A 22039-nucleotide genomic window follows, 5' to 3' on the forward strand; every position below is an offset into this window, starting at 1 on the left:
GGCGGTGTCCCGGCTTGGCGGGCTGCTGCCCGCCGTCTCGCTGTGGCACCTGCGTACTGCCGTGGAGAGAGCAGCAGGCGCGCGGCAGACTCACGCAGACAGCGATTCCTCATCGAGGCGGGAAGCCGTCCGTCATTGGGGCCTGACTCCCTACGGTACGGGCCAGACCAGGTGACCGGTCGTCGGGGTCCTGGTTCAGTACTCATCATTGACGTCGGCAGGCACGGCCTGCCGGTGGTGGTCGCTCCAGGACACGCTGTTCCGCCGGTTCGCGTGCAGCGGGACCCGCGCATTCCTCCGGGTCAGGGAGCTGAGCTCAGGGTGGCGGTCCCGCGCGCTGATGCCAGGAGGGTGCTGCCAGCAGCGTCTCCAGCTGGCCCGCTCATTGACTGGTGTGCCGTCGGCCGCCGCCAACCGCCAGCCCTTGGAGCCGAGCAGGAACCCGCTGGCCTTCGTCACGAGGACGAATACATCGCCGTCGTCCGCTCCGCCCGCCAGGGCGCCGAGCAGCTGCCCGTGACTCGTCTTCGGCGGCGGCGCCGAACTGGGCACCCGCGCTGGACAGCACACTCCGCGCAGCGCGAGTGCAGGCGCTGCTCAGAGTGCTCGCACACAACGTGTCGACAAAGTTCCAGCCTGCGCGGTAGGGGGAAGAAGTCCCGAATCCATTGGAGCGCGCCACGCAATCGGATAGGGTTCGGAACGGTAGAACTGCTGCCACCCGTCGGCGCCGCGGCCCGGACCCGCGAGCGCACCCGTGACGGGAAAGGGGAGATCCACACAGTAGTGACTTCATCGTGCCCGCACGGCGGGCCAGTCCGGGTGGCCACGCCGGGAAATGGGACATCGTGGGAACCGAACGCAACGCGACCGAGCGTTCCGGCCTTACCGGGGAAACCTATGCGCAGGCTCTGGCCTGGATCTGCGAGCACGGACTGGCAACCGGGCTCATCCCCGACGCACCGAGCACACCCCAGCGGTTGCTGGAGGCCGCGGTGCTCAGGGCGTTGGCTCGCCCGACACCGCGACTCGGAACCCTGACCGAGGACGGCACGCTCTACGGGATCGCTGGCGTGCGCCCGGACCCTGACGGGCTTGCCTTGTGGTCGAAATCCGACCTCGCTGCGGCACTTCTGGCCCGCATCCTGCCCGCGCAGTCCCCCCGCGGCATCGTCGGTATTCCCGGCGCCCGCCTGACCGGCACCTCCCGAACCGCGCGCCAAGAGGAGCACCAGCTGGACTCCCTGGATGGAGGCCACGTCACCGTCAAAGGGCGCCGTGGCGCCCTCTTCCAGGCCGAACGCCTTCTGGTTCAGGCTGGGTTGGAGCCGCTGTGGACCCGCAGTGCCCCGTCCGCTGAGGAACGGGCATCCTGGCTGCAGCTGACCGGTGACCTCGCGTCGGCAGCGACCGAGTGGAGCCGCGCCCTGCGCCGGGCCGGCTCATACCGGGAGCGCACCCCCGACTGGACAAACCACTCACCGCGGCCCGAGGAGATCACAGGCCCCATCGGTGCGGAATCCCCGCGGCACATCACGCATGCTGCTCCGGCCTCGACGCGCCGTACCGGGGTGATCCAGGTGGTATCCACGCCACGCAAGGGTGGCCAGGGGAGCACCACAGTCAGCACCCTGCTGGCAGCGGCGCTGGCCCAGGCGGGTGCCCGGGTGGCGCTGGTGGCCGATCCGCTGAACCTCCCGCGGCTTACCGATGAGCCGAGGCCCACCGACTGGCAGCCCGCCGCTGGCCTCCCCCTCGCGCCCGGCAGCGTGGAGGTCCTGACCCCCGAGAGCGGAGTGACCACGGAGCACGTACAGGGGGCACGAGAACGCGCGGAGATCGTCGTCGTGGACGCCGGCCTGTTCTGCCGCGCCGATGTGCGACCCGACCTCACCCTGGCTCTGGCCCGCTACCAGCCACAGCTGTGGGAGCGCATCAAGGTCACCGACCGCCGGCCTGACCACATCCGCATGCGCGCCTGGCTGCAGACGAAGCTGGAGGATTTCGAGACCCGCACCTTCAGGCAGCCGGAGCCCGATGAAGAGCAGAGCCTGCTGGCCCTTCTCGACGTGCGCTTCCTGATGCACGTCATCGACCGGCTCGACGACGGCGACGCCCAGGTCTACGACACGGAAGAGACCGAGGACATCGAGGAGTTCTGGGACACCGACTCTCCTGACCTGGAGCTCGGCGGCCGCGGTGACATCCTCCCCGCCGAGGACCGCGCCCCCCTCGATGACTGGCGCCAGGACTTCCTGGACTTCATCGAGAGCGAGGGCGCACGCCGCCACCCGGACCTGTGGCTCCAGGTCCGGGGGCAGTGGGCGGCGCGCAACAAGCACCGCAACCTCCAGCGCCTGGACGTGTACGACCACGACGTGGACGAGGAGGTGCACCACTACCGGCGCTTCCTGGATCGCATCAATATCGAGGGCTCCCGCACCTGGGGCGCGGAGCTGTGGCCCGCCGACGACACGGTGTGGATGAAACAGTGGCTCCATCAGTGGCTCGACGACAGTTTCCACGACTTCGTCGAGGCCGATGTGCTGACGCCGGCCACCGCCGTGGACGGGCTACTGACCCTGCTCGACGTGCACTTCGCGCAATTCGCCCGTGCCATGGCCGACTACCAGGACGCCGGCACCACCACCAACATCTCCACCGTCTTCGACGACGACATCACCGACGAATGGTGGTGGAACGCCCGATACGACAGGCATGAAATCGACCCCATGCCCAAGGAAGACGAAGGTCCCCTGGACCAGTGGCGCGCCGAGTTCCTCGACGCCATCGATCTCCACGGCGCCACCCACCAGCCCGAGCTGTGGGCTGAAGTCCGCACCCAGTGGGCCGAGCGCAACCGGGAACGCAACCTCGCCAGCCTCGCCCCCCTCGAACCCAGCCCGGAGGAGCGTGACCAGATGCGGTCCCGGTTCCTCGCCCAGATCTCCCCGATCGCTGCCCGCGCCTGGGGCGCGCTCTGGGAACCCGCGCTCAGTCAGTGGCGCGGGGGAGAGCGCGAGCCCGACCTGCGGGACTTCGACCACCTCATCGACCGTGAGACGATCCCCCGCGACCCCCACCTGGTCGCCAACGATTTGCTGGAGACCATTCCCACCCCCAGCCGGCCCACGGCATTGGTCGTCTCTCAGGCACCCCGGCAGATCGACCCAGACCAGCTCACCGCGGTGCGCAGCCATATCCAGGACGACGGCCTCCTCGGCCTCATCCCGGTCCGTCAGCTCCGTGCACTGAGCGCGCTGTGGCACGAACCCGCCACCGCCCTGCGGCCGGACGGACCCGCCGCCGACATCCTCAAGGACCTGGCCCGCACCGCACACCACGCCCTCACCAACCGCTCGGCGAACCCGTCGGAAGGAACGCCGTGAACCTGACCACGATGCCTATGGGCGAGCTCCTGGCTGCTCTGCTGCTGACCGTGTACGCGATCACAGGCGGTGCCGTCGCCATCGGAACCGTCCGGATGATGCGCCGCACCGGCATGGCGTTCGATGCGGTGGACCTTCTCTTCCTGGCAGTCCTCGCCGTCGCCTGGCCCGCGCTCCTGTTGCCCTGGAGGTTCCCAGGAAGACGCTGACAGCCGACTCGCGACGGCCTGCCTGCCCACCGTGATGGTCCCCGACCGGTCCGCCGCCTACTTGACGCAGGGGCTCGGCCCGCTACCAGCCGCGGCGGCCGCCCATCCTGGTAGGCGTGACGCGCGGACATGCGCCGGGCCTGGCCGGGCGTCAGCCGGCCCGATCGGCCCGCGCCGTGTTCACCCGTTCCAACAGACTGGCTGCCGCCGCGGTCTTGGCCGCGGCCTTGGTCGACGCCGTGGCTGACGCGCAGACGGCCCGGCCATCGTGGGTGGCCTGGGCAGTGCAGGTGAAGGTGGGCTGGTGGGCGGGGCCCTCGGCGCCCGTCGAGTAGTCCAGGTCGCTGATGACCCGGATCTGCTGGAACTCGTTGAGGACCGAGATGGGGGAGGGGCCCTCCCCCGACCCAGGATCGTCCGTGGCCGCCGGGAGCAGCACGGTCTCGGGGGCGGGCTGCGCGAGGTCGAGCGAGGGATCAGGCAGGTCGCCGAGCCGGGCGAGCAGACTGAGCGCCGCCTGGTGCCGGGCCCCCTTCTTCGTCGACGCAGACCGTCGGGCTCCTTCAACGGGGCTCTCGCCTACCGGACACGATGCCTGCGCGCAGAAGACGGTATTGGAGGCTTGCCCGAAGGTCTGGACCGTGAACTCGACCGGTGGCAGGCCGTTGACCTGAGCATGGGCGGACAGGATGGACACGGCCATCTCGGGTGCGGCCGCGATGACGTCCAGGCAGGCGCTGCGCCCCGGCTCCCATCCGGGCCCGCCGGCAACGAGCAGCACCAGCTGGAGCTCCAGCGAGGTGAGCTGTCCGCCGACGGCCCGCCGGGCGGTCTCGGCGACGAGGGCGGCGCCGGCGATGTCTTCCTTGCAGCCGCGCTTAAGGAGAGCGTGGAACGCCTGGGCGCCGAGTCCGGTGTAGTCGGCTGACGTTGCCGCGGCACCGCGGCGGGCCAAGGAGTGCGCGGACGACTTGCGTGACTCCCTCTCGGCTTCGCGGTCCTGGCGGGCGCCGGTGTTCAGGGCCTCGGCGATCGCGAGGAGGGCATCGTCGTCGTAGGGGGAGTCGACGCCGTCCAGGTGGCTGGAGATGACCTGCTGCACGACCAGGTCGGCGTAGCGGCGCAGGGGCGAGGTGGCGTGGACGTAGCCCGGCAGGTTCAGGCCCCAGTGGCCGCCCATGAACGGTGCGTACTCCGCCGCCTTGAGGGTCATCAGGGTGCGTTCGCGCAGTGCCTCCAGCCGGGCGGCGGACCCGCCGTCGAAGGCCAGGCCGAGATCGTTCAGCAGGGTCTGGCGCGGGGCGGCGACACGGGCGGCGGAGTGGTTGCGGAACAGCAGCGGAAGGTCACGTTCCGCGGCCCAGGAGGCCAGCGCGGTGTTCGCAGCGATCATGCATTCCTGGACGATTTTGTAGCCGATGGTCCGCTCGAAGGAGGCGAGACGGACCACGACGCCGTCCTCGCTGGTGGCCCACCCGCTCAGGAGGTCGTACAGGGCGAGCGCCCCCTGCTGACGCCGGCGGGCGAGCAGGACCTCGCTCACCGCCGCCGCCTCGCGCACGACCTCGTGGAGAGGATGCCCGCGGTCGCCGACCGCATCGGCGGCCTGGGAGTGGCCCAGTGCCACCAGGCCGCGCACCGTAGCGCGTTCGACCACGACGCGCCCGACCGCCCCGTCCGGAAGGATGTGCATGCGGATCGCGATCGCAGCGCACGGCCGTTCCTCGGCCAGGGTCAGTCGGGCCTCCACCTGCCGGGGCAGCATCGTGTGCAGCGCCCATCCACCCCTGTATTCCGTCCTGCGGCGCTCGAACGCCTCACGGTCGGCCGTACTGCCCGGCGTGACGCCGGCGGCCACATCGGCGATATAGACGGTGAGGTGCCAGCCGTCGACGACGCGCTCGATCCCGATGGCGTCGTCGCGGTCGAGCGAGCCGGGGCGGTCGATCATGACGGCAGGAGACAGCGCGGAGAGGGAAGAGGGCTCGGCGGGGAGAACGTGGGTCAACGGTTCGGTTCCTTCCTGAACGGGGTGGCCGGGCGGGTACTGCCTCCGTGGCAGACCGTCTTGTCCATCATGCCCAACGGCCTTGTGGGTGTTGGGGGTTCGCCTCGACCGGGAGCAGGAAGTGAGGTTCGGCGACTAGCTGGACGGTCCGGGGCTGAGGCGCTGACGTGGCTCTGCGGTGGATTCCGGACTTGCCCGGGGCGGCAGTGGGCGGCCGATGTCGGCGACCGCGTCCTAGGGCAGGCTGTCGCGCAGGATCGGGAGCAGGCTCCGGAGCTCTTGGAGAACGCCCCCGCCGTACACGGGGTGCGGCCACATGTCGGGGTCTGCGAAGGGAATGCCGAGGTAGGCGCGGCGCGGGACACCTGGCCAGGTCGGGTCGATGGCGGAGGTGCCGTCGACAGGGCAGCTGCCGTACCCCTCGACGTACGACAGGTCCAGGTCCTGGTGGTCATCGATCGTCTGGGCGGCGTTGGTGAAGCAGAAGTGGGCGCCGAGCCGCGTAATAGAGCCGGGCCGACGTCGAGCAGCAGGTGGTAGGGCGACGGGTACGTCCAGCTGTCCTGGACGGCCCGGGAGGCGGGGTCGACCTCGTCGGCCCGCTGCTGGAGGTAGCCGATCAGGGCGGCCTCGGCGGGAATGAGGCCACTGCCGGGGGCGGTGGCCGTGGGGGCGCCGGGTGGGCGGGTGGCGGGTCCTGGCCGGTTGCGGGCGGCTGGGTCCGGCGCTCGCTCGTCCATCGTTCTCCTTCGTCTCGGGGTGTCTACGGCTGTGGGGCGGCCGGGTGGCAGGGAGCGGTCCAGCAGGTGTAGGTGACCTGGGTCCAGCCGGTCAGCTTGGCCGGGTCGGCCCAGGAGCCGGGGTCGATGTGTAGCCCACCGTGGGCAGCCGGTTGATCGCGCCCATGAGGGGCGGGACGGGCTGGGGCCCGGGCTTGGGACGATCATGTGGTGCCCGGGGCCGTCCGGGTCGGCGACGGCGAGGGTGTCGGCCGGGCCGAGGCCGAGTGTGTCGACGACGACCTCCGGTCCGGGCGCGTCACCTACCCCATCACCGACGGCACAGCAGCCGGCCTGCACCCGGTCCTCGGCTGCCGCCGTTCCGACAGACACCGCTCAAACTGCTTACCGACTACATCGACCGACTCGAAGAGCACCGCGTCGCCACGGTCATCATCAGCGCCCCCACCCTCACGCAGTACCGCCACCGCCAAGAACTCCTGCAACACCTGGCCGACTACGTCCAGCGCGCAGCCGCGGCCGGCCGGACCGTCACCACCATCATCGGTTCCGTCCGCGCCGACGAGGTCAACGCCGAATAGCTCGAGGCCGTCGCGGCCCTCGACAGCGGCCACCTGTTCACCGAGCTGCACCGCGACCAGCACCAGGACCGCGGCGTCATCACCATCGCCCCCGAATGGGCCGCCCCTGACCTGGTCACCCTCTACGGCAAAACCATGACCCGCATGCGCGTCGACCACGCCCTCGATCTGTGCCGGGAGACCGGGCGAATCCGCACAGTCATGCTCTACTTCATTGTCGGTGCGCCCGGCGAACGCCCCGAAGACCGCATGGCCATCGCCGACTACGCCCGCGATGTCCGCGACCGCCTGGGCCACCCAGACGCCCGCGTGATCGTCAAACTCATGCAGTTCATGCCCGCCCCTCACACCCCCACCCAGCGACTCGCCATGGCCGACCCCGACCGCGTGCGCACCTACGGCGACGCCATCCGCGACCGACTCCAGCACCTCGTCGGCGACGAGCAGTTCGCCCACTTCGACGTCGTCTACGGCGAGACGAGCCGCATGCACCTGGAGGTCGTCTGCTCCCGGGCGGACCGCCGCATGGGCCACGTCCTGGAGGACCTCTTCGACGCCGGAGTCGACCTCGACACCCTCACCAAGGACACCCTCACGGCCGCTCTGACCCGACACGGCCTGGACTATGACCGGCACCTTCGGCACATGGACGACGACGTCCTGCCCTGGCACTGCACCAACCATGTCTCCCGCGCCGCCGAAGACCGGCTCGCCACCGCCCTGACCCACCGCGAGCATCGGGCAGAGCCGGTCCCATGAACCAGCCGCCCTTCCCCCTGCTGCCTGGCAAACACACCCTGCCGTCCATCACAGACCCCGCCGAGCATGCCACCTACGTCCGTGCCCAGCACCCCGGCGCAACCCTCGCAAATACCGCCGGCACGATCGTGATCTACCAACGCTCACTCCTGGACCACGCTCGCACCCAGCCCCACAGCCGGCCCGAAGCCGGCTGGGTTCGCGGCGAGCTGCTCATCCACGAGCCACCCGGCCACCACGCCGTCGCCGTCATGACCGTTCAAAGAATCGGGGGTCGGCCCAGCCGGGTCATCTGCCACACCGTGCGCCACTTCATCGGCTTGCGCGGGCCGCACGACGTGCGCAAGCCCTCCCAGAACCCGCCGCACCATGCCTTGAGGTCGCTCAGTGATCGGATGCGCGCCAGGGTGAGCAGGATCCACAGGCCGAGATAGACCGGGACAAGGGGCGCCGGAAGCCTGCGGCGGGCGAGCCAGACCCGGTTCCGGGCGGTGAACCGGTAGTACACCGCGTGCCGAGCCGGGGAGGTCTTGGGGTGTTGGAGGACAAGTTCGGGCTCGTAAAGGATCTTCCAGCCGCCATCAAGGCTCCGCCAGGCGAGGTCGGACTCTTCATGCCCGAAGAAAAACTCCGCCGGCCAAAGGCCAATTTCGTTGAGCATCGGCACCGAGAAGGCATGACCACCGCCGAGGAAGGCTGTCACCAAGCCACGGCGCATCGGATCGTCAGCACGCAGCCGAGGAACCCAGCGACGCTCCGTGTGTCCGTACTCATCCGCAACCCGGAACCCGATGATCCCCAACTTGAGGTCTGCCGCGAACAGTTGCTGGACTCTGCGGAACACGTCGTCGGCGATGAGCAGCCCGTCGTCGTCCAGCTCGATGACGACGTCCACCTCGCCTGAATCGCAGAGCATCTTCAGACCGACATTACGGCCGCCGGGACAGCCCAGGTTCTCCTCAAGCGGGATCTTGGTTACGTCAGCCGACACGTCGGTGAGCGGGGTCGCATTACCTACCAGCACAACCTGCGCGGGCACGTCCTGCTTCTCCACAGAGGCGAGCAAGTCATCCAGCTCCCGCGGGCGAGTGCCCATGGTCACGATGACGACTCCGATACTCGGCAACGTCATAGCGGCAAACTCCAGTGATCGGCGAAGTGTCGATGCTAGCGTCGCTCAACGTGGTCGCCTCACCACCTCACACACATGTCCACGACGTGCTATTCCACGTCAGACACCAAGCCAGACGCGCCGAGGTCAGAAAACACGAGGGCTTGGACTTGTCGTGGCGACTTTGGGATCAAGGCGGAAGCGGCCTGTACATGCCGCATATCGTTGTCCACCATCCCGCCACCGACCCCGCCCGCCACGACGCCTTCTACCGCCTCAATGCCCGCAACCGCGTGCTGCTCGCCCAGCGCAACCTTCCCGCCCCACTGATCCCCCTCAACCTGGCGACGTGGGCCGTGCTGACCCTCTACCGCGTACGGGACCGCTCCGCACTCCGCACGTCTTGGTTGGGCTTCATCGAAGGCATCCGCAGCCGTCACCACGGCGACCGACGCCCCATAAGCTGGCGCACCGTCGCCCGCCTCACCATCGCTGGGCGCCCCCGATCTTCTAACGACAACCGCGGCAGCAAGGCTCGCGCGGACACGGCGACATGACGCTCGGCGCTCGACTTGCTCGCCAACCGTCTCCCGACGCCTACGAGAAAGAAGTCCACCGACCAGCCTTCGGTGCGAACACTCCACCTCCGACGCGATGGAACAGGTTTATCGGGTCCCCGATTGCTTCATTATCGGGTACCCGATAATCTGTCGGTGACAGTCCCCCTCGTACTTGGAGGCCGACATGCACCTGAACGTCACCCCTGACCTCATCAGGGAACTCGCCGCCGCTCCCGGCCAGCCCGCGAACACTGCGATCGTCCTCAATGCCCATGGCTGGTACGTACGGAGCTGGGCCGATCACAGCCCCACGTCGGGCCTGGTGACTCTCACTCAGGAAGGGCTTGGTGTGTGGCTCGACGGCACCGAGCTGGACGATGAGAACGCAGCCGCCCTGTGCGAACCCGACGACAGCGCCGCCGCCACCTACCAGCTCCCCGACGAAAACGGCGACCGGTCCACCCCCGACAATGGCGTCGACTGGCAGGTCATCACCAGCGAGCTGGAGGACGTCGACGAGTTCACGCGGACGCCGGACTGGACCAGGGCGCGGTGGTTCGATGCGGACGCCGCCGTGAAACTCGTCGGTGAGGACTCCCCAGATGCCTTCGGTCGTACCTCCTCGCTGTGGCGCACCCGCGGCGGCCGCTACCTCCTGCGGCTGCGCTCCTCGAACGTCGCGGAAATGCCACTGGAATGGGCCGAGCTCTCCCCCGCACTGGCCGTGGAGTACACCTACCGCGCCGCGGAGCGCATCACCGACGCGGCGCTGCCGCCCCTGCTGGAGGCAGCCCGTCACGCCGCCGGACTGGTCGCTGCCCTGACCGTTCCGCAGTGGCAGGGAGACCCCGGTCCGGACGTGCACCGGGCCCGTGCCCGTCGTGTGCTCGGCTCCGCCACCGAGACCGTCCACGCCACCAAGGAGCTCTCGGAGCTGCTGCGGCATGAGGTACTCAGCGACCTGCGCACGCAGCGCCAGGACGCTGCCCGCACCGTGGTGGCCGCCTTCGGCGGCGACCGCTACGACGCCGCCGAACACCTCCGTATGAGTTACCCCACCCTCAGTCACCTGCTCTGACCGCTACAGCGGGCCGGCCGACTCGAGGCCGCCCCGCAGAAGGGCCGACCTGTGATCGACAACCACCCAGCCCACGCGGCGTTCTACGCCGCCCCCTACGAGCCGCTGCGCCTGGAGCACGTCCCAGTGTGGGCGCGCCCCACCCCCGCAGCGTTCGAACAGGCCCAGGCGCTGCTGAGCATGGCCGCCCACGCCCCGGACGCCGACGGGTATCCTCGCCACGCCGCCGACTCGGAGCGGACGGCGCTCTGCAACCTGGCCCTCCAGTACGGCCGCACCGTGAGCCCGCCCGGCTCGAGCGATGCGACGGCCGCGCACAACGGGCTGCTGCCGCTGGCCGGCCACATGGCCGCGCTCGTCGTCCTGGCCGCCGTCACCACCGGCCCGGACACGACACACGACGTGACGCTGCACCAGCACATCTCCACCGTGACCGGCGCTCTGTGGCCCGACCACCTGCCTGCCGAACCCACGCCGGCCTCCCTGCACGCCGCCGCGGCCCTGCGCAGGCACGCACGAGACCTCTACGGGCCGCACGCGCCGGCGGGGTTGGGCGATCTGGCGAGGGCCGGCACGGCGGTGCCGCAGCCGCCCCGCAGCACCTTCCCGGCCTGCCTCCACCACCTGATCCGCACCGTCACCCATCGCTACGGTGGACCCCGCGGATCGCGCGCCCTCCTGGGTGCGGCCCACACACGACTGGCCAGCCTGGATAGGGGATGAGTGGTCGACGTCTGTCCGCACCCGATCCCCGCGGCGTGGTCGCCGGGCCGGCTCGGAGTCCCGGCGCATCCAGCTGCGCGCCTGGCCACGGTAGGCACCCAGGTCCCGCCGAGCGGGACGATCTCCGAACGCTGCTCGACAATGTCGCGGGCCTCCTGCGGCACCGCCGTCAGTGACGGGGAACATCGTGAACGTCGACCATCTGGATGACCACCTTGTTCTGCTTGCCGATCTGCACGTTCCCCTGGATACCAACGACATGGAACGTTGAACCCCGAGGCATCAGCCGCTCTCGCTCTTCGTTGTTCCAGTAGGACACAGCGGCCACCGGAGCTCCACGGCGGGAGACGATCTCGAAGACAACGCCGTGCGACGTCGTACCGGAATCACCGCTGGAATCCCACCACTTGTTCTTCGAGAAACCCGCCGCGATCTTGGGGCAGTGTGAGACCGACATGTACGACGCATCGCGATACACCCCACCGACCTTGAAGTTCTCGCGAGCCCAATCCAGCACCCGGTCGGCCTTGCGGACTTCCAGCGGCGGGGAGTACCCGCGGTAGGTGATGTGCGGATGCTCCGGCTGCTTGGCGTGCTCCAAAGCCGCATCCAAATGCGTAGTCACTTCCCGCAGAGGCACGCCCATGCCCTTGACCGTCTCGTGAGGAGACTTCCCCTCGTACAGATGCTTGTTGACCTCGGTGTAATCGTCTTCGGTGTACCCCTGGGTGTACCGCTCCTGCTCATCGGTCAGAGACTGCGACCAGCGAAACGACTCGTCCTCGAGCTCCTCCGCCTCGTCGTGATCCAGCTCGTGACGGAAGCCCGCAGCAGTCAACCGGTGACGCCGCCATGGTGTCCCCGGCCGCCGGTCGGCCGCAGCTTCGATGACCTGCTCGGCCTGGTCGGCGGGCAGCCGGTCATAGATAACCGCGCCGTTCTCGGTGCGGTAGCTCCAGGGCGAGTTCGCCAGGGCCTGATAGCGCTCGTGCTCCAGATCGGTGAACACCACTCGGGCATGCGGATGCCCGCCCTCTTCGTCGTCACCGGCATATACGGTCGCCGAGCCCGCGAACCCGTCCTGGCTCCACGCAACACTCTGCCCGCCGTCCCCACGAGCCACCACCGGCGCATCGTCCGCGCCTGCAGCACCGGCCAGAACCCGGGCCGAACGCCCCTCGGGCGGCAGCGACCGGTGCCCAACTCCGCCTTCCTCCTCCACCCTGGGAAACGGCGCCTCCGCATCCCGGTCCTCCAGCAGGCGGTGTGCCGCCCTCCCGCACTGCTGCGCGTTCGCCGCGCATACCCTGGCCCGCTCATCGTCACCGCTGTGAGCTGCCTCCCGGGCCTGCTCCGCCCACAACTCCGCCTGCGCGTACGCTCCGGCCGCCGGATGCGCCTCACCTGCCTCCGAGACGCTCTGCGCGAGCGCCGCAGAGGTGGCGCGCCGTGCGGCGCGCACGCTCGGATGTGAGGCAGCACACCGCCGCCCGCCCTGGTGTATGGATCGGCACACGCACGCCCTCGCTTTCCCTGCGCCAGCACGCCGGCACGGGTCTCGGACCAACAGGTCCGAACACGATGGGTAGAGCAGCTTGTGGACAGAGGCACCTGCCCCAGCGCCCCTGTGACGGTGCGATATAGACGTGTGACTGGACAGCGCAGTTTGCGAATGGACACCAAAGTCTGCGACTCCCCATCTATCTGCGACCGGACCCCGGCGTGCTGAGGTTTCGCACCGTCGTCGGTACCCGACGAGCACATCGTTCGAAACTGCACTGACCAGCGACTTGCAAGCTGCGGTGACATGAGCGTTGCCGCCTGCACGTGCCGCGCGGTGGGCTCGAAAACTACAGCGTCCGGTCACAGGACGGCGGTTGGTGCCGCAGGTTGGGGTATCGACGCGAGCTGTTCGGCAACTCGATCGACGCCACAGAAGCCCAGACACGCCGAAATCGCTGGCTGGACGATCAGCTGGTGAGGCCCTGTCGGGCCGTAGTCCAACGGGACTCAGGCCGACGAGGTGCTGCCGTGCAACGGCTTCGCACCGCCCCTCAAGCCAGGCTGTTCAGCCCCTGGGCGCGGGCCACCACCGTGTTGGTGTGGACTCCGCGCCGGTTGCTGCGACAGCCACCGCGGGCCAGCAGGAGGACAAATTGGTGGGCTCCCAGCACACTCGCACGGCGCCAGGAGCCCACACGCATCGTCGCACACAGCACCAAGGTCGAACAAATGAGCATCGCGTCTGGGGCCAGCAGTCGGCGACCCGGCAATCGTGGGCTCCACGGGAAACTGCCGTGGTCCGGATCCGCCACGCCGCATTCCCCATTGCGATGGCGTGCGACAAGGGCCGGCGCGTCGGCGATGACAGAGTCCCGGGCACGGCAGGGACGTCACAGGACAACTCCCGGATTCAGACCGGAGAGAGGCGTACTGGAACTGGTGTCCGGACATTCCTTAGGGGCAGCCCACCCGGCTGCCGCGGGGCTCGCTCAGGTGCGTTCGCCGGCCATGGCATTGAGGGCGGGGGCCAGGAGGTCGGAGACCAGCGACGCGAACGCGTCCTCGGTGAGCATGGCCACGCCGAGCTTTTCGGCCTTGGCCACCTTCGAACCGGCTCGCTGGCCGACGACAAGGAAGCTCGTCTTCTTCGTGACGCTCTCCGACAGGCTGCCGCCCGCAAGCTTGACCAGGTGCCGCATCCCGGCACGGTCATACCCGGCCAGCCGACTGGTCATCGTGCCGGTGACCACGACCGACTTCCCCGCCAGCGGCCTGGAGACCGCGGTGTCCCCGCCTTCGGTGGAGGGCGGCCCGGTCAGGTTGACCCCGGCTGCGGCGAGCTTGGCGACCACCTTGGCCGCACGCGGGAACTGCCCGGCGATCAACTGCGCCTTCTTCATGCCGATGCCGTCCACCTCCGTCAGCGCGGAGACGTCGGCCGCCAAGAGCCCTTCCATCGAACCGAAGTGGGCGGCCAGCCTCTCCGACATCTCCCTGCCGGTACCCACCAGGCCGAGCGCGGCCAGCACATGGTGCAGCGGACGGGTCTTGGCCGCCTCGATCTGGGCGAAGAGCTTGTCCGCCACCACCATGCTGCCGCCTGCGGCCTGCGCCAGCTGCTCCCGGGTCAGGAAGAACAGGTCGCCGACGTCCTCGGCGTCTCCGTGGTCGACCAGACCGGCGATCACCGACGGCCCCAGCCCGTCGATCGCGAGCAGGTCACGACCCGCCGCGTACAGCAGTGCCGCGCGAAGCCCGCACGCCGACTTCCCGACGGCCGCCGCCGCGCACCGCCACCGCTCCTGGCTCTTGTCCAGCCCACCGCCGCACACCGGGCACGTCATGGGCATCTCGATCGGCTCCGCGGCCTTGGGCCGCAGATGGACGACCGGGGCGAGCACCCTCGGGATGATGTCCTGCGCGAGGATCACGGTCACCGAGTCGCCCAGCCGGAGATCCAAACGGCCGATATCCGACGGATTGTGCAGGGTGGCGGAGGAGACCGTGCTCCCGCCCAGCTCTACCTCCTCGAGCACGGCCCGCGGTGCCATCACCCCGGTCCGGCCGACGGACCACTTCACATCCAGCAGCGTCGTGACGCGCTCCGCGGCGGACAACTTATAGGCAACCGCCCACAACGGGGCACGCGTGTCACTGCCTGCCGCTGCCTGCTGGGCCAGGGAGTTGGCCTTGATGACCACCCCGTCGATGCCGTATGGCAGCGCGGCGCGCTCAGCGGCGATCTGCTCCACCCGCTGCTGCGCCTCGGCGACGGTGGGGACGACGCGCAGCCCGTGCACCGTGGCCGCGGTGGTCTGCACCCCCGCGCCGGCCACCTGCTCCATCAGCTCGGCCTGCGTCCCCACGGCCGCGAGCGGCTTGCCGACGCCCAGCGGCAGTGCGACGGCATGGTAGGCAAAGAACGTCATCTCCAGCCGGTAGAGCCGGTTCGTGGCGCGCAGTGTGCCCGCGGCGGCGGCGCGCGGGCTGGAGAACAGCTTCGCGCCGTACCGCGCCCGCATGGCGTTGGCCCGCTCGAACTGCTCGAAGGTGAACACCACCTCTCCTCGGGCCTCGAAGGTGAAGGGCTGAGCGAGCTGCTTGGGCAGTCCACGGATCTTATTGGTGTCGACGGCGTGGCTGACATCGTCGCCGAGCCGACCGTTGCCCCGCAGGAGCAGCTCGACGAGCCGGCCGTTGACATAGCGGGCGGCGAGCGCCACGCCATCCAACTTGTTCTCCACGGTCAATCCGCCTGCGAAAGAAGGGACGAGCCCGGCGTGCCAGTCTCGGAGGGCGTCGGGTGTGGTGACGTTGCGGAGCGAGCCCATGGGCACCGTGTGCGGGACGGCCCCGGGCGCGAGCGCGCCTTCGGCGACCTTGCCAGTGGGGGAGTCCTCGCTGACATGGGTGGGGTGGGCCTTTTCATACGTGGCGACGTCCTGGCGCAGACGGTCGTACGTGGCGTCGTCGAGCGGGGTCTCACCGTTGTTGTGGTAGGCGGCGGAGGCAGTGCGGACCTGGGCGATGGCGTAGAGGTAGTCCTTGCGGTCCTGCACTGTGGCAGGGGCGGTCTGAGTCAAGTGGAGCCTTTCGGAGGTTGAGGGCAGCCGGTCTGTCGCCGCATCGCGAGGTTGAGCGGTGGTCCGGCCTGGAAGGGCGTCGTCGCTGCTGCGGGCGCACCGACGACGCCGCAGGGAAAGGGAACGGAGAGGGTCGCCTGTGCTGCGTCCCGTGTCTACGCGCGGGGGCGCGACGTCGGCGGGCATGACAGTCATGAGCGCCGGTAGTACGCAGGGACGATGCTGTAGGGCTCACCGCCTATAGACGGGGCCGGGAGGCGTGGCGCCAGCCGACGTCGGTCGGTCGGTCGGCTGGTGCCGAGGCGCCGAGGGGTGCCCAGGTGGTGACGTCGTCGCATGCCTGGCGGTGCACGGTCAGGCGATCAGGTGCGCGGGTGGGTCGGGGCGATGAGGGCATGTGCCCCGACCTGGGCCCCGGATGAACAGCAGGGAGGAGGCCGGGCGGCTGGGGGGCTAGCTATCCCAGGCCATCTTCAGCACAGGCTCCTGGTCGTAGGCGGTGTTGATCTCTGTGGGCGGGAAGAGCCAGGGCCCGTGGTGCTCGTACCGGACGCGAGCGTTGAAAGCCGGCTGCCAAGTCCGACCGCGGTCGAAGCTCCACATGGTGGGCCCGAGGTAGGTGATGGGGTCACCGAACGGGTCGGTGATGGTGTCCCCCGGATTGATTTGCGCACCTGTGGCTGCGTGGCGCAGGACGCGTAGGGGCTCCTGTGGATCGTGGAGCTCTCCGCGCACCGGGTCGCGGCCCACGTTGTAGGGCTGGGCCGCGGCGGCGGCCCAGCGGCGCTGGTAGTCCTCCAAAGCTGCGCGGCCGACGGAAGTGATGTCCACGGCGTCGCCATGGCGGGTCAGCAACCCCTCCTTGAAAAGGCCGCGGCTGAGCGGGGCAAGGTAGCTCGTGTGTCGGCCGGAGTCGTCCTTGAATCCGCGCACGGCGCCGAACTCGGTTAGGACAGTGAGCCTGCCCCGGACAGCTGCGATCAGATAGCACGCGTCGCGGTCTTGTATCGGGCGCAGAGGCTCGGATGAGTTTGTCGGTGGCACAAAGTCCTCGGTAGGGCGCTCGAGTTGGAGCGGGGCGGGGCCGGTGACCGTGGTCTCGGTCATCGCTGTCTCCTCCGTGCGGTCAGCTCCTGGCGGTGGCGGGCACGCAGCAGTTGGGCTGTACAGCGCTGGAACGATTTCTCGCGAATCCCTGGAATGCCCGGGCAGTGCGACTTCCCGGGCAGGAGCGATCAGGTACAGGCGGGCCCACGTTCAGCCCGTTGGCGGACAAGCATGGCCTAGCGGGTGGGGGCTGTGGTCGCGTGAATGCTGCGAAGCTTGCCCTCGGCCTTGCGCGCTCGCCGCTTCCAGTAGTCCCGGTCTCGGGCGTTGCGTTCGGCGCTGGCCGCCTTCTCCAGCAACTGGGTCGCCGACAGGCCCATGAGCTGATCCCGGGATACGCGCGGCACGGTGGAGACGGCCTTCGGGTGCTGGGCGCCCAGGTGCAACCGCACAGCGCCGAGACTCCCGGTGAACGTGCACTCCGTGCATCCGTGCACCGCGCTCTTGTCTTCGAGCACGAGGCACACGATCCGGGTGAAGTAGATGGTCTTCTCGTCGGTCGACAAGGGGCTCTTCGTCTTCATCTCGTCGATGACACGGAGCCCGTTGACGGTGGTGGCAGTGATGAGCACGGCCTTTCGATAGTGGAGCGGTCCGCTGGTGGACCCGGCCGACTGCCGGGCCCACCAGCGGTTGGTCAGGAGCGGGGGCTCAGCGCGACGAGGGGGATACCTTCGAGTACGCCGGTGGAGCCCTCGCCACGCCGGGACTTGGCGAGGCGGGCGGACGACGCGGCGTCCAGGGTGAGGTTGGCGAAGGTCTCGCCCTTGCGGTTCTTGCCGGTGCTCGCAACTACGCCGACGAGTCCATTCAGGTACTTCGGGCGCATGTTGCACACTTCGACGGACGTTCCGATGCGCACGAGGCTGCCCCGGACGGTCCAGACGACCTCGCGGCGCAGCTTGCTGAGCGCCTGGAGAATTTCCAGCTCTTCACGCGTCGCGTGATCGCGGATATAGGTGGCGAGCTCGGCGACGTGGGGTTCGGTGATGGAGGTCAAGCAGGAGCCCTTCTTCGTGTGTTGGTCAGCGGGGGAAAACGCAGGTCAGCGGCACGGTCAGCGAGTAGCTGGTGGCGCCCTCCGGGATGCGGCGGCCATAGGTGCGGTGTCCCCGCAGCGCCCAGAGCGAGCTCTCGTCGATGAGGACGACGGCCACCGGCCGCTGCGGCGAGGTTCGGGTGATGCGGTGGATCTTGCCGGTCAAGTCGTTGAGCTGCCGGTCCTGAAGCTGGTCGAGGCGGACGTTCTGCCCTTCGGTCAGCGTGTCCATGCGCTGCTGGTTCAGCCTCGCCTTCCCGTCGCTGATGGCCTGAACGAACAGGTCGAGGTCGTCGAGGGTGGCGTGGTCCGCGGTGTGGCGAACGACGTCCGAGAACATGGTGGCGGTCATGCCTGGGCCTCCTGGTCGGTGAGGGAAGTGGGCCTCGAGCCGGTCGAGCGCACCGGCTTCGAAAGGCCCCGGATGCGGTTGGGGGTGTCGCCAGTCGTGTCGCGCTGGGCGGCACGCAATCGCCTCAGAAGGTCACGGCCGGCTGTTCAAGGGCGTTCAAGCCACTGCTCGCTCTCGTCCTCGAATTGGGCTCTCCACTGGGCGCAGGCCATGTCTTCGGCTTCATCGGGCGTCCAGGCACGCACGACCGCAGCCATGCGAATCCAGCCGTCGTCGGAGTGGCGCTCACTGTTGTGCCATGCGCTGTCCGGCACTGCTCCCAGCTGCACGGAGGCAACCTGCGTGTTGTCCGGATCCACGTCCATACGCAGGCCGGTGACAGTGAACCAGGGCTTGCGCCACTCCTCGTGCTGGGCTGTGGTCGCCAGGTAGTAGTTGCCTGGGTGCACGCTGGATGGGGTCGCGTCGGGGCCAAGGAGGCACCGCCATTTCGGGCCCGACAGATAGATGAGCTCCCCATCCTTGACCATCTGGTCGATGAGATGCAGGTGGGGGGCGGCGGCGCCCGAGGGCAGGTCGTAGATCCGGTCGAGCATGGTGCCGTCGTTGTGCCGGTACAGCTGCACGATCAGGTCGTACCGTTTGAGGGGGCGGCCCATGCGGGTCAGGACTTCGACGATCGCTTCGCGGGTGCAGGGCGGCGGGGTCGGCTGGTCGGTCATACGCCTCCAGGGACGGGAAGGACAGGACAGGGGCACTCCGGTGGACGCGCGTGTGGATGCGTAAGCCTCAAACGGGGTAGTGCAGCCGGGCGCGGTGTGCGGCGAGGTTGCTGAGCCAGCGGGGAGCCCAGGAGGCGGGGCCGGTAGCGGCGAAGTGCCAGAGTTGGTACGGAGCCCGTCGAGGGTTGATGGTCCCGTCCTTGCGGACGCGTCGAGCGAGGACGGCGATGCTGATCAGGTCGAACTGAGTTCTGTCGGCACTCACGTAGTGGAGGGACACGGACTCGGGCCGGAGAGATGACGGCAGAGTGCGGGCGGACAGGGCGTAGGGAAAGTCGCCCACCCGGTCGATCGAGGCGGCGTCCAGTTTCACGGTGTGCGTGACGGTGGGACGTGCGGGTAGCCCGTGCGTCCTCATATCGTTCGCCCGCCGTCGGGGTGGTCCACTGTGTCGGGGTCCTGGTGGTGCCATACGAAGGCGCGAAGCCAGGGCGGCGCGTGCACACCGAACTCGGTCGTGACGGTGAAGGGGTCGACGGTCACGTGGAAGCGCTGGACGGCCCGGGACGCCAGATTGACCGTGTCATCGGCGCGCGGACGACATCCGACGACGTCGACGCGATCGATCAGCCACGACGATCCGTTGTGGCCGTTGTACGTCAAAAGGAGCTCCGACGGGCGCATTGGGAAGTCGTACTCGGTGTGCCCCGGGGCCAGGTCATCGGCCGTTCCTGAGTACCGGACGGTCCGCTCGGCGTGATCGTCGACGAGGCGCAGAGAGGGGATCAAGCGGCAGTACCTCCGGTGAGATCCAGCGAGTGGTGTGTAAGGAGCGGCGCCAAGGCCGCTCGCCTGTTCACACGGGCTGTGCGAGCGGCGGTGGGATGCGGTGGCTTTCGACGAAGTCCCTCAGCCACTGCGGCGCGTGTGCATCGTAGAAGGGGTTGCCGGGGACGTAGTGCGCCGCGTACGGGGCGGCATCCGCATTGACAGTGCCGTTCCGGCGGACCCGACGGCCGTTGATGATGACCGAGTCCAGCCGCCAGGAACCCCCGTCGCGGGTCCGGTAGGTGACGTGTGCCTCGAACGGCCGGAGTGGAAAGGTGTAGCTCGATTCTCCGGGGGTGAGGTCGTCGGCCTTGATGAGGTAGACGAGCGCCCGGGTGCCGAACTGCCAGTCCAGTTCGGGCTCGATGTCCAGCAAAGGGGCCTCCAACAAGGATGTGCGGTACTCCCGCCATCGGAGGTTCGGCGGCGGGGCCCGGCCGCCGGGGGGTGGCCCGGCGGCCGGAGGGACGGTCAGGCCGCCAGCGCGAACAGGTTGTACGCCTCCGTCTTGCGCTTGGCGACCGCCCCGGTGTCGGCGAGCGATCGGGCCGCGCGCAGGGAGTTGCGGGCAGGTGCGAAGTGGTCCAGATACTCGCCGATGGCGTTCCAGCCCGCCCAGGCGGTGCCCCGGATGTTCTCCTGGGTCGCAGCGCTCTCGAACAGGGTGCGCAGCGTGCTCATTCGAGCCTCGGTGTTGGCCCGCATCCGGGCGGTGGGAGCCGCCTTCTCGGGCCAGATGGTGTGGACGACCTTCTCGAACTGGCCAAGCGAAAGCGGGGTGTTGAGCATCCGCTCGGCCTCGCGCTCGAAGGCGTCCTGGTACCCGAACAGGGTAGTGAGGGCCTTGTGGACCTCGGCCATCTTGACGGCCGCGCTGGCCGTGTGGGGGATGGAGTAAGAGTGCTTCGCGCCCTTGATGAAGATGCGCTGCATGTTCCCGCAGTCCAGGCGAGTCGGCGCGATGTGGAAGCTGTTCGACGACGAGCCGTCGTGGCTGCCGAAGAGCGCAAGGTGCATGTTGTGCTCGTCGACGCCACCGATACGGAGCGTCTGCGGTAGCGTCATCGAGAGGAAGAACTTGCTGCCGCCCTGGTACGCCCCAGCGCGGTGCAGGGTGGCACCGCTCTCCTTGGCCATCAGATCGAGGACGTCGACGTGCTCATCGATCTGGATCGGCGTGTACCGGCGGCCGACGTTGCCCAGATACTCGGTCTTGCCGGTGACGGGGTTCGTGCGGACGGTCGCACGGACATCGGGCATCTCGACGGTGTGCGTGGTTACGCCGTTCTCGTCGATGTCATTGGCGGTCGCGGTGACGTTGCCCATGAGGCGGACGTTCCAGTCGAGCATGTGAGCCGCCTTGAGGGCCTGTGTAGCGCTGGCCGAGTTGCTGACATCCATGCCCAGCTCGGTCCAGGCATCCATGCGGCCGTGGGCGCGGCGGGCGAATCCGGTGGAGGGGGTCTCAAGGGCAGCAACAGTCACGGGCACTCCTGGGGTTTCGAGAGGCTCCCTTCGCCTCTCCGACACTTAAGATATTACTCTAAGGGGTTCCCGAGGTCAACTCTTAAGTGTCGAGAGGTGCTTTAGTTGTGATGATGGGGAGCGGCAGGCTGGCGCGTTGCGAGTGCCGGCCCCGGCTGTATGGAAGTGGAGGGGGCAGCCATCTCCGCGGTGAGTCGGGACGGTCTCAACGACCGTTCTACTACTGCACCGCAGGCGTTCCACTGGGAACTGCGAGTCAGAACAGGGCGGCCTGTTCAACCATTGGCGATGCCGGGCGAGGTTCACGGAACAACACGACGCCAGCCCATCGCGGCGGAGCAGCAGGCCCTGCCTGAGTCGGCGGGAGGGGGGCGCATCTGCACGCGCAGGGCGGCGGCGCGATCCACACACGGGCGGCTCGGGCGCCAAGGGCGTCCCATAGATGTGGGCCGACAATCGGCCTGCCATCGGCGCCGAAGATGCCGGTCTCGGGGTACTCGGCATAGACGCGTTCCGCGCATCGATGGTAGCCAAAGCGGCACGACGAGCACAGTGCCTCGGGGCAACGGCCGCACCAGGCTCCCCACACGGGGCAGTGGTGTGGGCCGTGACCGTAGCTGCGGACACGGGCCGGGATGACGTGCTCGCGGATCCAGGCGGCCGCAGCGGGGGGCAACGACGCACTGGCAACTACTGTGTTCACGAGTGGCCTCTCATCTCGAGCGGTGGGCTGGGGCTGGGGCCGGGGCTTCGCGAAGGCAG

Annotated in this window: 21 protein-coding genes; 6 read left to right on the forward strand and 15 right to left on the reverse strand. The window is 68.8% G+C overall.

Annotated features, from left to right (window positions below):
- Nucleotides 1-195 precede the first annotated feature (195 nt).
- Complete coding sequence (locus tag ACF088_RS18525; protein ID WP_392376838.1) at nt 196-552, reverse strand: hypothetical protein; 357 nt, start codon at nt 550-552, stop codon at nt 196-198.
- A gap of 296 nt (nt 553-848) precedes the next feature.
- Between ACF088_RS18525 and ACF088_RS18530 the strand changes: the two genes are divergently transcribed.
- Together ACF088_RS18530 and ACF088_RS18535 are read left to right on the forward strand one after the other, a co-directional pair.
- The gene (locus ACF088_RS18530) at nt 849-3389 is read left to right on the forward strand and encodes a hypothetical protein (RefSeq protein WP_392376839.1); all 2541 of its coding nucleotides are present in this window, start codon (nt 849-851) and stop codon (nt 3387-3389) included.
- Nucleotides 3386-3598, forward strand: coding sequence for a hypothetical protein (locus ACF088_RS18535; protein ID WP_392376840.1), 213 nt, complete (start codon nt 3386-3388; stop codon nt 3596-3598). The genes ACF088_RS18530 and ACF088_RS18535 overlap by 4 nt, the downstream gene beginning before the upstream one ends.
- A 151-nt stretch (nt 3599-3749) precedes the next feature.
- Here ACF088_RS18535 and ACF088_RS18540 read toward each other — a convergent pair whose 3' ends face one another.
- Nucleotides 3750-5606: an RNB domain-containing ribonuclease gene (locus ACF088_RS18540; RefSeq protein ID WP_392376841.1), complete on the reverse strand. Its 1857-nt coding sequence runs from the start codon at nt 5604-5606 to the stop codon at nt 3750-3752.
- 1042 nt (nt 5607-6648) lie between these two features.
- Nucleotides 6649-7086 carry a hypothetical protein gene (locus ACF088_RS18545; protein ID WP_392376842.1) on the reverse strand — a complete coding sequence of 146 codons (438 nt, stop codon included), beginning with the start codon at nt 7084-7086 and terminating at the stop codon, nt 6649-6651.
- On the opposite strand from ACF088_RS18545, the gene ACF088_RS18550 reads away from it, so the two are divergent.
- Nucleotides 7072-7686, forward strand: coding sequence for a hypothetical protein (locus tag ACF088_RS18550; protein WP_392376843.1), 615 nt, complete (start codon nt 7072-7074; stop codon nt 7684-7686). The genes ACF088_RS18545 and ACF088_RS18550 overlap by 15 nt on opposite strands.
- Before the next feature lie 259 nt (nt 7687-7945).
- Here the strand turns inward: ACF088_RS18550 and ACF088_RS18555 are convergent, their stop codons facing one another.
- Nucleotides 7946-8818, reverse strand: coding sequence for a glycosyltransferase family 2 protein (locus ACF088_RS18555; protein WP_392376844.1), 873 nt, complete (start codon nt 8816-8818; stop codon nt 7946-7948).
- Nucleotides 8819-9009: 191 nt separating this feature from the next.
- Here ACF088_RS18555 and ACF088_RS18560 point away from each other — a divergent pair, with 191 nt between their 5' ends.
- The 3 genes from ACF088_RS18560 (at nt 9010) to ACF088_RS18570 (ending at nt 11158) form a co-directional block, all read left to right on the forward strand.
- Nucleotides 9010-9354: a hypothetical protein gene (locus ACF088_RS18560; protein WP_392376845.1), complete on the forward strand. Its 345-nt coding sequence runs from the start codon at nt 9010-9012 to the stop codon at nt 9352-9354.
- 187 nt (nt 9355-9541) lie between these two features.
- Nucleotides 9542-10435: a hypothetical protein gene (locus ACF088_RS18565; protein ID WP_392376846.1), complete on the forward strand. Its 894-nt coding sequence runs from the start codon at nt 9542-9544 to the stop codon at nt 10433-10435.
- Nucleotides 10436-10486: 51 nt separating this feature from the next.
- Entirely contained in the window at nt 10487-11158 is a 672-nt protein-coding gene (locus ACF088_RS18570) for a hypothetical protein (protein WP_392376847.1), read from the forward strand.
- Nucleotides 11159-11327: 169 nt separating this feature from the next.
- Here ACF088_RS18570 and ACF088_RS18575 read toward each other — a convergent pair whose 3' ends face one another.
- The 11 genes from ACF088_RS18575 to ACF088_RS18625 form a co-directional block, all read right to left on the reverse strand.
- Nucleotides 11328-12620, reverse strand: a complete 1293-nt coding sequence (locus tag ACF088_RS18575) for an ADP-ribosyltransferase (protein ID WP_392376848.1) — start codon at nt 12618-12620, stop codon at nt 11328-11330.
- Between the two features lie 1030 nt (nt 12621-13650).
- Complete coding sequence (gene ligA / locus ACF088_RS18580; RefSeq protein WP_392376849.1) at nt 13651-15744, reverse strand: NAD-dependent DNA ligase LigA; 2094 nt, start codon at nt 15742-15744, stop codon at nt 13651-13653.
- Between the two features lie 453 nt (nt 15745-16197).
- Nucleotides 16198-16851: a hypothetical protein gene (locus ACF088_RS18585; RefSeq protein WP_392376850.1), complete on the reverse strand. Its 654-nt coding sequence runs from the start codon at nt 16849-16851 to the stop codon at nt 16198-16200.
- Between the two features lie 176 nt (nt 16852-17027).
- A complete protein-coding gene (locus ACF088_RS18590) occupies nt 17028-17423 on the reverse strand; it encodes a hypothetical protein (protein WP_392376851.1) in 396 nt (131 codons plus the stop codon).
- A gap of 65 nt (nt 17424-17488) precedes the next feature.
- Nucleotides 17489-17851 carry a hypothetical protein gene (locus ACF088_RS18595; RefSeq protein ID WP_392376852.1) on the reverse strand — a complete coding sequence of 121 codons (363 nt, stop codon included), beginning with the start codon at nt 17849-17851 and terminating at the stop codon, nt 17489-17491.
- A 25-nt stretch (nt 17852-17876) separates the two neighbouring features.
- A complete protein-coding gene (locus tag ACF088_RS18600) occupies nt 17877-18242 on the reverse strand; it encodes a hypothetical protein (RefSeq protein ID WP_392376853.1) in 366 nt (121 codons plus the stop codon).
- A gap of 146 nt (nt 18243-18388) precedes the next feature.
- Nucleotides 18389-18964 carry a hypothetical protein gene (locus ACF088_RS18605; RefSeq protein WP_392376854.1) on the reverse strand — a complete coding sequence of 192 codons (576 nt, stop codon included), beginning with the start codon at nt 18962-18964 and terminating at the stop codon, nt 18389-18391.
- A 67-nt stretch (nt 18965-19031) separates the two neighbouring features.
- Nucleotides 19032-19337 carry a hypothetical protein gene (locus ACF088_RS18610; protein WP_392376855.1) on the reverse strand — a complete coding sequence of 102 codons (306 nt, stop codon included), beginning with the start codon at nt 19335-19337 and terminating at the stop codon, nt 19032-19034.
- Between the two features lie 41 nt (nt 19338-19378).
- Entirely contained in the window at nt 19379-19753 is a 375-nt protein-coding gene (locus ACF088_RS18615) for a hypothetical protein (protein WP_392376856.1), read from the reverse strand.
- 67 nt (nt 19754-19820) lie between these two features.
- Nucleotides 19821-20168 (reverse strand): hypothetical protein, encoded by a 348-nt coding sequence (locus ACF088_RS18620; protein WP_392376857.1) that lies wholly within the window; start codon nt 20166-20168, stop codon nt 19821-19823.
- 95 nt (nt 20169-20263) lie between these two features.
- Nucleotides 20264-21277, reverse strand: coding sequence for a DUF932 domain-containing protein (locus ACF088_RS18625; RefSeq protein WP_392376858.1), 1014 nt, complete (start codon nt 21275-21277; stop codon nt 20264-20266).
- Between the last annotated feature and the right edge of the window lie 762 nt (nt 21278-22039).

It is taken from the genome of Streptomyces sp. NPDC015125, from assembly GCF_043080045.1.
In the GTDB taxonomy this organism is placed as follows: domain Bacteria; phylum Actinomycetota; class Actinomycetes; order Streptomycetales; family Streptomycetaceae; genus Streptomyces.

Coding starts and splice junctions, on each gene's coding strand:
- ACF088_RS18550 (WP_392376843.1), top strand. CDS start 7,072: ATGCGCGTCGACCACGCCCTCGATCTGTGCCGGGAGACCGGGCGAATC.
- ACF088_RS18555 (WP_392376844.1), bottom strand. CDS start 8,818: ATGACGTTGCCGAGTATCGGAGTCGTCATCGTGACCATGGGCACTCGC.
- ACF088_RS18560 (WP_392376845.1), top strand. CDS start 9,010: ATGCCGCATATCGTTGTCCACCATCCCGCCACCGACCCCGCCCGCCAC.
- ACF088_RS18565 (WP_392376846.1), top strand. CDS start 9,542: ATGCACCTGAACGTCACCCCTGACCTCATCAGGGAACTCGCCGCCGCT.
- ACF088_RS18585 (WP_392376850.1), bottom strand. CDS start 16,851: ATGACCGAGACCACGGTCACCGGCCCCGCCCCGCTCCAACTCGAGCGC.
- ACF088_RS18600 (WP_392376853.1), bottom strand. CDS start 18,242: ATGACCGCCACCATGTTCTCGGACGTCGTTCGCCACACCGCGGACCAC.
- ACF088_RS18605 (WP_392376854.1), bottom strand. CDS start 18,964: ATGACCGACCAGCCGACCCCGCCGCCCTGCACCCGCGAAGCGATCGTC.